Here is a 14579-nt window from a genome sequence, read left to right on the forward strand (position 1 = left end):
TTCTGTTTCCCGGATTTCATTCTCATCTCCACTCTCTGATGGTTACGATGAGCCTGAAATCCTCCGCTACGCAATCAACCTAGTCTGTTCCATGGGTGCTGATGGCGGACAACCTTAACATAAGTGTGGACCTGTTCCGTTGGGGAGGCTCATTGGGAGGCGCATTTTCCGATCTATACATCCGGTTCTCCTCGCAGTATGGACTGCGCTTCTACTATGACCCGTGTGTCGGAAGCTCTGAGGGTGACCGTATCACTCCGGAGAGCTGAGCCATGAACCCGACACTCGCAATCGCATTGAAGCGTAAAGGATACGACACGCTGACCCCTGTTCAGGAGGCCGTGTCCGCACCGGATTTGCAGGGACGAGACTTGTTAGTTTCGGCGCAGACCGGATCAGGAAAAACCATCGCGTTCGGCTTGGCCATCGCACCAACAATTTTGAGCGATGCGCAGGTTTTCGATGTGGCAGGCGCGCCTTTGGCGTTGGTTGTTGCGCCGACGCGAGAGTTGGCGCTGCAGGTCAAACGAGAACTGGGGTGGCTCTATGCGGATGCGGGGGCCTTCATTGCCTCATGCGTTGGCGGCATGGATATGCGCGACGAACGCCGGGCGCTGTCCCGAGGGGCACATATTGTGGTCGCGACACCAGGGCGGTTGCGGGATCATATCATGCGCGGCTCGATTAATTTGGCATCCGTACGCGCCGTCGTGTTGGATGAGGCTGACGAAATGCTCGACCTTGGATTCCGTGAAGATCTGGAATTCATCCTCGAACAAACGCAATCAGACCGCCAGACACTATTGTTCTCGGCAACGGTACCGCGCGCCATTGCCACCTTGGCTGCCCGGTACCAAAGGGATGCCGAGCGTGTAAGTACTGTCAGTGAGCGGACGCAACACGCCGATATCGAGTACCGTGCGATGAATGTGGCTCCACGTGACGGTGAAAATGCTATCATTAACGTGCTACGCTACTACGAGGCTCCTAACGCCATCGTTTTCTGCAACACGCGCGCCATGGTCAGCCGTCTGACAGCCCGACTGTCCAACCGCGGGTTTTCGGTTGTAGCTCTTTCCGGAGAACTGACCCAAGGTGAACGGTCAAACGCCTTGCAAGCCATGCGTGACGGACGGGCCCGCGTCTGTGTAGCGACCGATGTCGCGGCGCGCGGAATTGATCTGCCAAATCTGGATCTGGTGATCCATGCGGAACTGCCCAGCAGTCATGAAACGCTTTTGCACCGTTCAGGCCGAACTGGACGTGCAGGGCGCAAAGGTGTCAGCACACTGATCGTTGCACCGGCTTCTTACAAAAAAGCCCAAAGGCTGTTGAAATTCGCTAAACTCACGGCCGATTGGGGTGCGGCGCCCTCCGCTGAAGAGGTCAAAGCGCAAGACCAGCAACGGATGTTCGGATCGGAGGACTGGTGCTCTGAAATAACAAAGACTGAGCGGCAGTCAGTCAACGAACTGGTAGAAAGGTTCTCGCCAGAACAACTCGCTGCGGCATATGTCCGTCAATACAACAGGGCGCATTCCGCTCCGGAAGAACTAAACGACATTCAGGAAGCAGCGCCAAAGCAGAGCGCACCTTTTGGTCCGAGTGTTTGGTTTTCGCTGTCAGAAGGGCGCAACGAAAATGCGTCTCCGCGATATCTACTTCCTATGGTGTGCAAGGCGGGGAACATCACAAAATCCGATGTCGGTGCGATCCGTATCGTTGACGACGAGACCTATATCGAAATTCGCGAAAGCAGCGTCGCCGGTTTTTTGGAGGCGATTGGGCCGGAAATGAAGATCGAGGGTACAAAAGACATTGTGCAGTTGGATTCAGCCCCCGATTTGTCGAACTCAGCAAAGACAAGCTTTAACCGGGCTGCCAAAGGCAAGAAAGGTCTGGAAAAGACTGCACGCAAACCGAGCCGACTTGTCGAGCCGCAGCCTGCGAAAGCGCGGAAAAAGACAGTGTCCAAGCCCCCTGAAAAGGCCAAAGTTGAAGCCAAGCCCAAACGCGATGACGACAACCGCAGTGGTCTGAGTAAAAAACTTGACCGCCGCCCAAAAGGCCCGCCACCGCCAAAGGGTAAGCCCAACAGCAAGAAAAACCGTGCACGCGCTGCGGCAAATAAGGGCGGTAACGCTGTGCCAAGGCGTTCAAAATAAGTCGAAGCGTTTGCACAGGCCCTTTCCGGACATTGGCCATGCCAAAACTCCGCTGGGTTCCGCCCGTTAGACCAGACTTTCGCAGCGCCTGCGAGCCCGGGCGATAGACATAATCATACTCTGCGGACCATACTGCCGCTCCAATCGGCCATGCAAATTGATGGCAGACTCAGTTCGAGTTCTTGATAACCAGAGGATTATAATGTGGTGATGCCGGGAGTTTTTTTCGGCCAGCGCCCTGACGAATTCTTTTTTGGGATAGAACGGAAAACGGTTCGGTGCTGACAGCACCTGCTCTTTGGAGAAGTACCTTCAGTCGATCCAATGCATCGGACCTGTGGATATGTCGGACCGCACCAAAGCCAAGTGAGACAATGGAGGTACCGTTGGGTGCAATTGAGTTTCACCAGCGCTGCCGTCTATTTTTCCCAATCCTGCGGGTCAAAGCACATTGTTATCATCTCGTTGTGCTTGTAAGGACGTTGCACAGTCCGAAAGGGCCGCGCCGTGCGGGCGTGATGGAATGGTAGACATATCAGACTTAAAATCTGAAGGGCGTATGCCCGTGTGGGTTCGAGTCCCACCGCCCGCACCAGGCGCTTTCGAAAGCTGCATTCTGTCGCCCGGTTTGCGCGTCATCGGTATCGCAAATGCAGTGAAACGCAGCCTACGTGGTCATGGCATCATATTCATGACCAGGACTAAACCGGATACCCCAATTCCCGGATCAGCCTCCAGATGTCCTGGTTCGCGGCTGAAAGCTGATTGACGACCGCTTCGATTTCGCGAAGCGCGTCATCATCTACCGTATCCGCGCGACCCAGTTTTATATCGGTCTTGCGGTCAGCAATCCGCATCAGGATCGTTTTCGGGTTTCCGCTCTCCTGATCGAACGAATAGATGCAGTGGTTATACTTGTTTCGGATGCCCGAAAGCTTGCTGAGCCGTTGCGTGCGTTCAAGGATCGGGTCGCGAACCTGCGCGGGCCTTCCCTCCATCTTGGCAAGCCGTTCAACCAGATCAATACGCGCGCGGGTTGTGTTCAGGGTCAGGAAGATAATGACGGCCACGTCTTTCGACGTTCCGGAAAGGCCAGCGATCAGGTGGATCAGCAGGCTTTCGGTGTTGGTCCACATATAGTTCAGCCTGCCAACCAGAAGGATCAGGCGATCGAACCGGGCTTCAAACGTGTCAGTCAAGGGCGGAGTGCTGCGCCTCGTGTGGCGCAACCTCGTAGTAGAAATGCGCGGCAGCGGTGCGGTTGCTGACGCCGATCTTACCAACCACGTTGTGCATATGCAGTTTGACCGTGTGTTCCGTAATTCCCAGCTTGGCCGCGATCAACTTGTTGCTTTTGCCCTGCGAGACAAGTTGCAGGACCTGCTTCTCGCGACGCGTCAGCTTCAGGTACCGCGATCGCTGGTCGACACCATTTGGGACATTTGTCACTGGACGGGCTGGGATGTCCCGCGTGCGCTGGCCAGGAAAGGCGACGCAATCTGCAAGGAAGCTGGGTAGGTACAGTTCTTCATGCATCAGCAGCCTGAGGATGGCGCGCCAGGCATCGGGCGCCACATTCATGGGTAGAAATCCGATTTCGCCGAACTGCGTGCGATCCCAGGATTCAAACATATGCCGGGCCGATTCTTCTTTGCGATAGGCAAAGGCAAGACAGCCGGACCCGGTACTTTTGGTATAGGCCATTGGGCGCGCCAACAGGTCTTCAAGCATCATCTGGTCCACAACAATAATCTTGCTGCAGCCGGGTGTGTGGCCGTTCATCGCTTCGAGAGTTTCGAACCGCCGGGCACGAACCCCGAATTCAGTTTGAACGCTTCTTAGGGTCTGATTGGAGTAGAATAATTCTTTTCCAATAAAGACAACCGAAAAATCTTCTGAATAAAGATCCTGATTGGTAGTTTCTTCTATCAATGACACACTCATCACATTCCCTCGCAAACAGGGTCAACCAAAAATAGCTTTTTTGAATTCTGGCGGTCTAAAATAGTTAACTAATCAAATAGGTAATTAACTTTTATTATACTCGAAAGCATGGTTTTCCACAACCGGGAGGAGTTCTTCCAGAGCCCGTGCCATAGAACTTTCGGTTAGGTTTCCGCTTGGGTTTTTGTGCAACCAGCGGAAACAATTGAATTATTTTGTTGCGATTTTTTGTAGGTGGGTCATGCGGGGCAGGTGAGCGCAAACTCAGGTGTATTCTAAAAGTAAGTAATAAAAACAACGTTGTAACCACCTCAAAACTTTCGACTAGCTAGGCGTGGGCGTGCGTCGCTGCGAACATGGCTGGGCTTCAATTGTCGAAGCGCCTGTCCCTGTCGCGCCGGTCATTGCGTATTTCAGCAGCCTTCATGAACCGCCGCGCTTTCGGCTTAGCCGGGAAAGGAGGTGGCCATTTAGAAACTTCCACAGACCGCTTTCAGCGCGTTCATGCGCTGCGCGGGTATTTTTGTTTCAATCTCGCCTGATGCCGCTTTTTAGATGAATGGCGGTCTGGCGTTCCAGAAATAGGAATTTGTCATGAGACGTAATGTGAATAATACAAACGTAACGACCGTCGACGAAATTAATGTCGAGAACCTGGATGCTCCGGTTAATGTCGAAATCCCGATTGATGAGGCGTTTGTCGAAGCTGATCTGACTGCACAACAGCAACAGCAGGACCAGACTGTAGAAAACTCCAACGATCAGGGTCAGGACCAAAATCAAGGCCAGGATCAGGGTCAGGAACAAGGCCAGGACCAAGGTCAAGATCAGGGCCAGGATCAGGATCAAGGTCAGGATCAGGACCAGACGCTCAATGCCGGAGATAATACCAACGACAATTCGAACAGCAATGCGATCAATATCGACTTTGGTGGCGGAGAGTGGATTCCGCGCGATGACGATCAGGTTGATCTGGACTTCGGAGATAACGCGTCGGTTGGCGACGTAATAACTGCAGGCCGTGATCTGAACTATGATCCTGGCGATGACATGAATGTCGATATCTCAATGGATGGTGCGGGAACCGCGATGGCGGCCGTCAACAGTCAGGTGGCTAGCCTGAGCGATGACGACACGCTGGAATCGGCGTCAGTTTCGAACAATTCCGGTTTCTATCAGAATGGTAGCGCCTATGGCGGTACCGCCAACGCTGAAGAAGGTATCGGCGTCAAGTCCAACGGTGGAGATTCGGGCGACGGTGGTACCAGCTATGGTGGTTCGGCAGACTCGACCACGCTGGGCAGCCATGCGTTTGGTGCCGGTGGCGATACCGGCAGCGCCGACGCGGATTCGAGTGGCGGCGCAGGTGGTGATACCGGTGACGCAAATAACGCCAGCATTGGTGTCGGCCTGTCCGGCGCAGGGGCTGACGGTGACAGCACCGGCGGCGACGGCGGCGACGCTGACAGTTCGTCTTCTGCTGACAACGACGGCAGCACAAGCGTTGACGGTGACGGAACCGGCGGTAACGGCGGAAGCGCAGATTCGTTTGGTCTGGGACTGGGCCTTGGTCTGTCTGGCTCGAATGCCTCGGGTAGCGCCGATGGCGGCGACAGCGATTCCGACTCGAGCGGCACGGGCTTTGGTCTGGCCGGCAATGACGTAGACGCCGAAGGTTCCGACGGTGGTGACGGCAGCGCGTCGACAGACGGTTCGTCGTCGAATTCCAGTGACAGCACAACCGAAGCCAATGATGCGACTGCCGGCAGCAACGCAGCAGAGGGCAGCGCTGACAGTGGTGCGGACAGCTCGGCTGATGGAACTGGCGGACCTGGTGCCGGCGGTGAAGGCTCTGGCGGCGAAGGGACCGGTGGTGAAGGATCCGGTGGCGACGGCACAGGCGGTGACGGTACCGGCGGTGACGGCGAAGGCGGATTTGCCGCTATGGTCGAAGCTGCAATCATGGCCCTGCAGGAAGAGCTAGGCATGGTTGATGCCGAAGCGGGCGAAGGCGGTGACGGAACCGGCGGTGACGGAACCGGTGGCGATGGTTCGGGCGGCGATGGCTCTGGTGGCGATGGCTCAGGCGGTGACGGTTCGGGCGGCGATGGTTCCGGTGGAACCGCCGACGCGGATTCGGATGCGCAGGGTGTTGGCGACCAGTCCGCAAGCGGCCCCGACATCAACCAAAGCCCAGGTGACGTGAACGGTGCATCTAGCAATTCGCAGAACACGGATGGCAGCGGTGGTGATGGCGGATCAAATTCGGCCAACGGCACAGCGGACGCAGCAGGTTCTGGTACGTCTGCAGCAGACGGTGACGGCGGAGCAGGCGGCACAACGACGCCCACATCCACGTCTTCGGGCAACGGTGCCGGTTCTGCCGATGCGGCGAATACCGCCGGTGATGGCGGAGCGGCGGATGTATTCGGTGATGCCGATACAAACGGAGCCGCCGACAGCCTGGCTGAAGCAATCGCTGGATACGGTGGTTCGGGCATGTCCGATAACGATGCCACATCGACCGGTTCGGGCGATGCGACCGGTGCGGCCAGCTCGGGTGCCGGTGGTGCCGGTGGCGCGTCCGCCGCAAATGGCGGAGCCAGCGGATACTCGACCGGTACAGCTATGTCCGGTGACACCATGGGTGGAACCATCACGGGCGGCAGCGCGGCTGGTGCCTATTCGGGTGACGGTGGTGCAGGCGGCAACGCTGGCAACTGGGGCTCGAACAACGGTGGCGATGGTATCGTGACCGGCGAGTCCTATGCCTCGGCAGCGGCTGTTGTCGACACCTCGGCCTTTAACCAGTCGATCGTCATGGGCGCCAACGTGCTTGGCAACTCGGTCGACACGACCATGGTCGGTGGTTCGATGACTTCGTCCTACGCAAGCGACGACAACGACGCATAAGTCATAAGGCGGGGCACGCATTATCGGGCCTCGCTATTTTCGAAAATGCCGGGGCCGCGAGCAGTGGCCCCGGCCCAACTGAACCCAAAGCGGAAATTCTGGCCGGTGCGGGTGAAAAAGGATGACCGACATGGCCCTTGACGCAATAACGGAAACGATAGCGCATTTTGTTGGAGCATTTGAACTTACGATCGAACAAGCCCGGCTGCGGGACCAGTATGACGAATTCACCGCCCTGAGGCGAAAAGCCGAAATTGACGGGCTGGACGATCCTGCTGCGATCCACATCAGGGCCGACCTTGATATCCCGGCGGGCGAGTACAAACTCCTCCCATACAATTTTGCCCCACCTCAACCTGACCTGCCGCTACCAGACGCGCCGAAGGGGCCTGTGCATGAATCGGTGATTATCCTTGGTGGAGATGGGCCGGTTTCCGAGCGTTTTGTCCCGGACGACACGATTGGACCGTCATCCGTTCCTACACTTGTCATTCTGCAGCCGGAAAACGTGCCGTTGGGGTCGGCGGTAAGTTACACCACGCAAAAGGTTTTCCTGCGTGACAACGATACGGTGGGCGAGGGTGAATTTCGCGACACGGATGCGCTGATCGCAAAAGGTGAGCAGATGCTGGACATGGCGTTGTCACTTCATGCCGTGGCAAGCCCGTCATTTTCACTCGCGGACTACCAGTCAATCGAGATGGTCGAGGCACTGGCCGAACAGATGTTGAACCCGATGAACGGGGATGTGGATGGAGTCACCGTGTATCAGTTCCATGGCGATGATGCCTTGGGCGTGATCGTCAATGGCGAGCACATGGCCGAAGCACCTGAATGGACCGACCTGTTGCCTGCTTTCCATCAGCCGGATGAAGCGACTGGCGATGAAGCGGACACGCCGTGGCCCGCCGAATGGGATCAGTCCAAGGATTCCGATTTTGACGACGGGCATCTGGTGGTGACCGGTGGTAATCTGGCGATCAATGCAGTGTCTGCGACTATTGGTTGGGTGGATGCTCCGTACATTGTTGTAGGCGGGCAGGCCATCAATCTGACGGTCATCAGTCAGGTCGCGCTTGTTTCCGACTGGGACGTAGGTGCCATGAATGCCGGAAGCGGTACCAACCTGGTTCAGTCTTCGGTGATCGAAGTCGAAGGCAAAGAGGCCGCCTGGCTGGACGATGTCGACGGGACAAGCGGCCAGCCCGCTTATGTTGTTGTCGACTGGGTTCACGGCGATCTGGTGGTCGCGAATTTCATCAACCAGAGTATAGATGCCACCGATATCGATCACATTCAGACCGAAATTTCAGCCACATCCACGCTTTACGTGCTGGGCGACAACGAAATGTACAATGTCGCCGATATCGTGCAGTTGGGGAGCTATTACGATCTGATCATGATCGGCGGAAACATGATTTCAGTCGATGTGCTGGTTCAATCCATGGCCCTTATGGATGACGACATCATCAGCGGCGGAGTGCCCGCGTCGGCGATGGACGGTGATGAAAACCTGCTCATGAACGACGCGTCGGTCAAAACGATCGGCAAGGACATTCACCAGGATATGCAACAGAATATGGCGGACGCGCTTGCCATAACGGAAATGGACATGGACGCGTTGGAAGACGCGCTTCTGAATGATCCGATGTTCGCCGGGATGGAGCAGTTGCGCGTCCTTAAGATCGACGGCGATCTTATACAGGTGAACATCGTCAATCAGGCCACGATGATGCTGGATCAGGATGATATAGACCTGTCCGGCCCGAATGCTGCCGGGGCCGATGTAGTCGCGGGCAGCAACGCCATGCTGAACACCGCGCATCTGACCAAGATGGGTGTGGACTCGACGGTCATGGCAGCTGACGGGTCGTATTCCGATCTGCTGCTGCATCAGGCCAGCCTGATCGACATGCCGGACAACGACGAGATTACCGCGATGACCAATGAGGCAATTGCAGCCATCATGGGTGACATGACCGTCGCGCAACCGGATGCGGCCCTGGCACTGAATACCCCAGCTCTTGATGCAACAACACCTGACGACGGCCTGCAAACCATGCTGGCCTGATCCCCCAAGATTTTTACCGAGTGACCAGAAGGTTTCTACATGTCGTTTGTTTTTTCGTCGCGCCGCCACCCTTTATCCAGCCCGCTGGACAGGCAAGGCGGGTTGGGTCTGAAGCGTCAGGATCCCGAACCTGGGACAGATCCTGCAAAACGGGCCACAGGTGCCACCACCCGACTGCATCTGACGCAGGAGTTCCGAGTGCCTGAACCAGATCAAAACCGGCCGGTTGAAAACGATGCGTTGAAACCGGCCAAAGACCAGAAACACTCATGTGAACAACCGCGCGCTGAACCTCCCCATTGGCGTGCGCCGCCGCAGCCCGTGCAAGACAAGGACATTGCGGGCGGTGGTGACGGGGTGGCTGATGCTGACGGCCCGGATCATGCAACCGCGGACGAAACGACAGCGCGCAAGACCCCCTCTGCGCGCGCGTCCGGCGCGGATCACATGGGCGCAACGATCGAGGCCAAGGCAAACCAGCCACTGTTGCGGACAAAAGCCGGCGGCGGTGACGGGAACGGGCCACCCCAAACCTTTCACAAGCGCACCCCGCCCGAGGATTTCCAGCGCACATTGCGGGATTCGATCCGGGCGATCCGGCGTAACCTGGCATTTGTTCTGGTGCTGACCTGCGCCACCAATATTCTGATCCTGTCGATCCCGATCTACCTGTTTCAGATCAGTGACAGGGTTCTGACCAGCCGATCCTTGGATACGCTGATCATGTTGACGGCGATCGTCGCCGGGGCCGTGATTTTTCAGTCTGCTTTTGATGCGGTGCGGCGGTTTACGCTGATGCGAACCGGCGTCGAGGTTGCCGTTCGTTTGGGTGCACCGGTGCTTAGTGCTGCTGCGCACGCGTCGTTGCATGGAAACGGGCGCGAATATCAGACGCTCGGCGATTTGCAGCAGCTGCGCGGTTTTCTGGTCTCGGGAACTTTGATTTCGTTTCTGGACGTGCCATTCGCGCCCCTGTTCATTCTGATGATCTTTCTCGTGCACCCGCAACTGGGCATGATCGTCGTGGTGACGGCGCTGATCCTGATGACGATTGCGCTGGTCAACCAGAAAATGACAGCCAAACCCTTTGCCGAGGCAAACAGGGCGCAATCCATGGCAAACCTGCATCTGGATTCCATGTCGCGCAACAGCCAGATTATCAACGCCTTGGCCATGATCCCCGAAGCAGTGCGGATCTGGGGGCGGGACACCGCCCAATCCCTGACCTGGCAGGTACGCGCGCAGGATCGAAACGTGATCTTCGCGGCGATTTCACGCGCAGTTCGCCTGCTGACACAGATTGGCATTCTCGGATGGGGCGCATTTCTGGCACTGCAGGGAGAGATTACCGGCGGCATGGTGATTGCGGCCTCGATCATTGCCGGGCGCGCCTTTGCGCCCATCGAAGGTTCGATTGAAGGGTGGAACAGTTACCTTCTGACGCGCGCGGCCTACGGGCGGATCAAGGCGCTGCTGTCAACCTCGGCCCTGCAACACGAGAAGTTGCGCCTGCCGCGCCCCGAAGGCCGGCTGGATGTGGAGCGGTTGCTCTATGTCCCCGGTGGAACCAAACGTGTGGTTCTGAACGGGATTACCTTCTCTCTCACCCCCGGTGAAACACTGGCCATTATCGGCAATTCAGGTGCGGGCAAAACCACCTTGGGCAAAACCCTTGTCGGGTCCGTTCTGCCCACGTCGGGAAGTGTGCGGCTGGACCTGATGGATATCCGAAACTGGGACCCGCGCCAGTTTGGCGAAAGCATCGGTTATCTGCCGCAGGATGTGCAGCTGTTCCCCGGAACCATCAAGGACAATATCGGCCGGATGCGTGCCGATGCCACGGACGAACAGATCCATGACGCCGCTGTTCTGGCCGATGTACACAACATGATCGCAACCTTGCCGCAGGGATATGAGACTGTGGTGGCCTCCGATGGATCGCCTTTATCGGGCGGACAGAAACAACGCATTGCGCTGGCGCGGGCGTTTTTTGGGAACCCACGAATGGTTGTGCTGGACGAGCCGAACTCGAACCTTGACGTTGCCGGGGACAAAGCCTTGGCGCGTGCCATTGAACAGGCGCGCGAAAGCAAGATTACCGTGGTCGTCATCACGCAGAAACCGACCCTGCTGAATGTGGTCGACAAGATCATGTTGCTGACCGATGGGCGCGTCGCATTGTTCGGTCAGCGCGAGCAGGTTCTTCAGCAGATCAACGGGCCGCGCAAACGGACCGGAATTGAAGGGCAACAGGGAGGCTGACCATGAATGACCTCGTACCCGTAAGGCACTCTGCCGGTGAACCTGACGTCTGGTATGCGGAAGTTCCGCGCTCGATCAACCGCTTCATTGTCATCGGTATAATCATGCTGGTCGTCTGTTTTGGCGGTTTCGGAGTGTGGTCCTTCAGCGCCCCGCTGGCGGCGGCGGTCATCGCGCAGGGCAGCTTTGTCGCCACCGGACGCAACAAGATTGTCCAGCACCTTGAAGGCGGGATCATCGAAGACATCAAGGTCACCGAAGGGCAATCGGTTCAGGCAGGTCAGGTGCTGATGACGCTGGATCAGACCTCGGCGCAGGCCAATGAGCGCGAGCTGTTCATCCGCAAATTGCGCTTGCAGGCGATGACCGAGCGATTGCTGGCGGAATATGGGGAACGGGATCGTCTGGTCTTTACGCCAGATCTGGTCGAGGCCTCCAAAGACGTGGAAGTCATGGCCATTCTCGACGGTCAAATGCTGAGCTTTGATGTGTCGCGCAAGACCTTGCTGAATGATGTGGCACTTTTGGAACGCAATATGGAGGCTTTGAAGATCCGGGCAAGCGGCTTTGAGGCCCAATTGGACAGCATGGTCACACGTGCCGAGATCTTGCAGGAAGAGTACGAGTCCAAAAACCAGCTTTTCCAGAAAGGGCTGGTTCGAAAGGGCGAATTGAACACGATCCGGCGTGTGCAGGCCGAAGCCGAGGGGCAGCAGGCCCGGTTGCAGGCGGAGGCCGCTGAAATCAATCAGATGCTTCTGAAATACCAGGAACAGATTACGCGCACCCGATCCGCCTATCGCGAGGCTGCACTGGATGAATTGGGCGTGGTCGAGGCCGATCTGGAAAGCGTGCGCGAAAAATCCCGTCAGGCCCGTAATGTCCTGGACCGGGCCGTGGTACGGGCTCCGGTGACCGGGACAGTGGTTCGCCTGCATTATCATACTCCGGGTGGTGTGATCGAAACGGGCGAACCCATTGCCGAAATCCTGCCTGCCGATGCGCCGTTGATTATTGAGGCGCAAATCCCACGCACCGAGATTGATAGTGTGGTAACCGGGCAGACCGCCTCGGTGCGACTGATCGCGCTCAATCAGCGCACAACGCCGGTTTTGTACGGAGAAGTCTTTTATGTCTCTGCCGACGCGCTGCTTGAAGAGGCGGCAGGCGTTCCAAAAGAGGTATATCTGGCGCGTATCTCACTTACCCCAGACGAGCTGCACCGGGTCAGCGGCTTTGTTCCGACCCCCGGCATGCCTGCGGAAATTATGATCCAAACCGAGGAACGAACTTTTGCGGCCTATATCGCCAAACCTGTGTCGGACAGCATGTCGCGCGCGTTTCGCGAGCAATAACCTAGGTGCCTAAGGCCGTTGGTTCATCTACCTCAAGTCGCGTTCTGATCCTTTTGGGAAAAGCGTGAAAGTGAGGGTGTGTACCTTTGACGGCGCAAGACTTGGGATTTCACAAGCTCCACATCCTTGGCGGGTTGGCGGATCGGCTCAACGGTGGTTGCGAAATCACAGGTTCATGAAGCGCCAGATTTCCGCATCTGATGCAAATCAATGCAAAACACATTCGAATCGAGACATGTTTGGCCGGAAGTCATCATAAGGAACACCCGACCATGTTTCGCCTTGCCGCCATGCTGTATTCACTGATCGCCACTGCCATTTCAGGTTCTGCCGTAATCGCTGTGCTGTCTGCGGGATTGGTTTCCGTCAGCGCAATTGTCGGCGCAGCAGTTGCCGGGGCGGTGATCGCTGCTCCGGTGTCTTGGATGGTAGCCCGGCGCTTGTACCGGGGCACCTGATCAGGCGTTCAGGAACGTCCGAACCGCTGCTTCGAATTCACGTGGTTTTTCGGCGTGCAGCCAATGCCCGGCTCCGGGTATTTTGGCGAAACGCGCGCCGGAAAACAGCGAGCGGATTTCAGGGCGGTGTTCCGGCAGGACATAATCCGATGCCGCGCCCGACAGGAACAGGGCGGGGCCATTCCATGTGGCGTCCAACTTGGGGAAGCCCATGATCTTTGGCATCTCGGCTGCAAGAACATCCAGATTAAGCAGCCACCGTTTTCCCTTGATATCCAGCGATTGGGTGAAAAAGCTTTGCAACGCTTTCTCAACACCTTGATCGGCCAATTGCATTTCCGCATCCGACCGGCGGGTGATGCGCGAAAAATCAACAGCCCGCATGGCCTCGATGAACCGGATTTGGCTGTGCGCGTATTGAACCGGCGCGATGTCGGCGACCACCAGCTTGTTCACCAACCCATTGTGCCGCAGGGCCAGGGTCATGGCAGCCTTTCCGCCCATGGAATGTCCAAGAACATCCGCCACGCCGCCGATCTGTTCTATGACTTCGGCGATATCCTGTGCCAGATGGGGATAATCATGGCTCGGGTCCCACATGCTGTAAGCATGGTTGCGCATGTCCACCGCCACAACCTGCCGTTCGTCTGAAAGCCTTTTGGCAATGACGCCCCAATTCCGAGCAGATCCGTAAAGGCCGTGTGCTATTACCAGCGGTGGGCGGGCGGTCGGTTCGCCATGTACAATCGTGTTCAGCATAGCTTGCGTGATACAAGCGCCTACAGCGGATCACCAGCCCCATTGTAGGTCTTTGTGGTGCAGGCTAGATTGCGGCGGCAGGAGAGAGCCAATGCCTCAGGACCCAGACATTCAGACCCGGATCGCCGAGACGGTGGCCTTGCTGCGTGCCAAGCTTGGCGTGCGCGACAAGACGCTAGAGGCATCCATTCGCAAGGCAAAACGACGCCTGCCGCGCCGGGTGTACCGGCAGGCCATGGTGCTTGCCCGGTTCGAGGCGATGGCGTCGCACCCGAAGATGCGGTTGATTCTGGATACTCCCAAGCTCGTCAGGGCGTCGGACGTAGTGCAGGATCATCTGGGAAGCATCAATCTTGCGGATCGCAGGTGGGGCTGGTTCCTTGGATTGCTGGGGGGGCTGGCTTTCAATCTGTTGGCTCTGACAGCGCTGTTGCTTGTTTTTCTGTGGTGGCGCGATTTGATTTGACTTTCAGACGGCTGCCAAGCTGACGCGTGGCCAGATCCCCCTCTATCGAAGCGACTGCTCAAACAACAAAAAAAACGGCGCCTCAAGAGCGCCGTTTTCTTTTCTTTTTCAACGTTTACAGGTTCGGGTATATGGGGAAGCGGTTGCAGAGGTCTGCGACCTGGGCGCGGACGCGGGCTTCGACTT

General features: G+C 57.1%; 10 protein-coding genes and 1 tRNA gene. 8 read left to right on the forward strand and 3 right to left on the reverse strand.

The features are described from left to right. Window positions 1-272: 272 nt before the first annotated feature. Window positions 273-2165 carry a DEAD/DEAH box helicase gene (locus tag ACR0DY_RS19560; protein WP_480484918.1) on the forward strand — a complete coding sequence of 631 codons (1893 nt, stop codon included), beginning with the start codon at window positions 273-275 and terminating at the stop codon, window positions 2163-2165. A gap of 509 nt (window positions 2166-2674) precedes the next feature. Further along, window positions 2675-2760, forward strand: a tRNA-Leu gene (locus ACR0DY_RS19565). A 106-nt stretch (window positions 2761-2866) separates the two neighbouring features. On the opposite strand, the gene ACR0DY_RS19570 is transcribed toward ACR0DY_RS19565, so the two are convergent. Beyond that, window positions 2867-3364, reverse strand: a complete 498-nt coding sequence (locus tag ACR0DY_RS19570; RefSeq protein ID WP_245220737.1) for a hypothetical protein — start codon at window positions 3362-3364, stop codon at window positions 2867-2869. Further along, window positions 3357-4109 carry a helix-turn-helix transcriptional regulator gene (locus tag ACR0DY_RS19575; RefSeq protein WP_480484917.1) on the reverse strand — a complete coding sequence of 251 codons (753 nt, stop codon included), beginning with the start codon at window positions 4107-4109 and terminating at the stop codon, window positions 3357-3359. Before ACR0DY_RS19575 ends, ACR0DY_RS19570 begins: the two co-directional genes overlap by 8 nt. Window positions 4110-4715: 606 nt before the next feature. On the opposite strand from ACR0DY_RS19575, the gene ACR0DY_RS19580 reads away from it, so the two are divergent. From ACR0DY_RS19580 to ACR0DY_RS19600, 5 genes are all read left to right on the forward strand, one after another. After that, window positions 4716-7022, forward strand: a complete 2307-nt coding sequence (locus tag ACR0DY_RS19580; protein ID WP_480547676.1) for a hypothetical protein — start codon at window positions 4716-4718, stop codon at window positions 7020-7022. 130 nt (window positions 7023-7152) lie between these two features. After that, a complete protein-coding gene (locus ACR0DY_RS19585; protein WP_480547678.1) occupies window positions 7153-9093 on the forward strand; it encodes a type I secretion protein in 1941 nt (646 codons plus the stop codon). A 39-nt stretch (window positions 9094-9132) separates the two neighbouring features. Then, a complete protein-coding gene (locus tag ACR0DY_RS19590; protein WP_480547680.1) occupies window positions 9133-11355 on the forward strand; it encodes a type I secretion system permease/ATPase in 2223 nt (740 codons plus the stop codon). A gap of 2 nt (window positions 11356-11357) precedes the next feature. Next, entirely contained in the window at window positions 11358-12710 is a 1353-nt protein-coding gene (locus ACR0DY_RS19595) for an HlyD family type I secretion periplasmic adaptor subunit (RefSeq protein ID WP_480484913.1), read from the forward strand. A 272-nt stretch (window positions 12711-12982) separates the two neighbouring features. Continuing rightward, complete coding sequence (locus tag ACR0DY_RS19600) at window positions 12983-13168, forward strand: hypothetical protein (protein WP_480484912.1); 186 nt, start codon at window positions 12983-12985, stop codon at window positions 13166-13168. Here ACR0DY_RS19600 and ACR0DY_RS19605 read toward each other — a convergent pair whose 3' ends face one another. Then, a complete protein-coding gene (locus tag ACR0DY_RS19605; protein WP_480473558.1) occupies window positions 13169-13927 on the reverse strand; it encodes an alpha/beta fold hydrolase in 759 nt (252 codons plus the stop codon). 91 nt (window positions 13928-14018) lie between these two features. Here ACR0DY_RS19605 and ACR0DY_RS19610 point away from each other — a divergent pair, with 91 nt between their 5' ends. Beyond that, a complete protein-coding gene (locus tag ACR0DY_RS19610; protein ID WP_480898994.1) occupies window positions 14019-14393 on the forward strand; it encodes a hypothetical protein in 375 nt (124 codons plus the stop codon). The last annotated feature ends 186 nt before the right edge of the window (window positions 14394-14579 follow it).

The organism is Ruegeria sp. O6 (genome assembly GCF_056535045.1).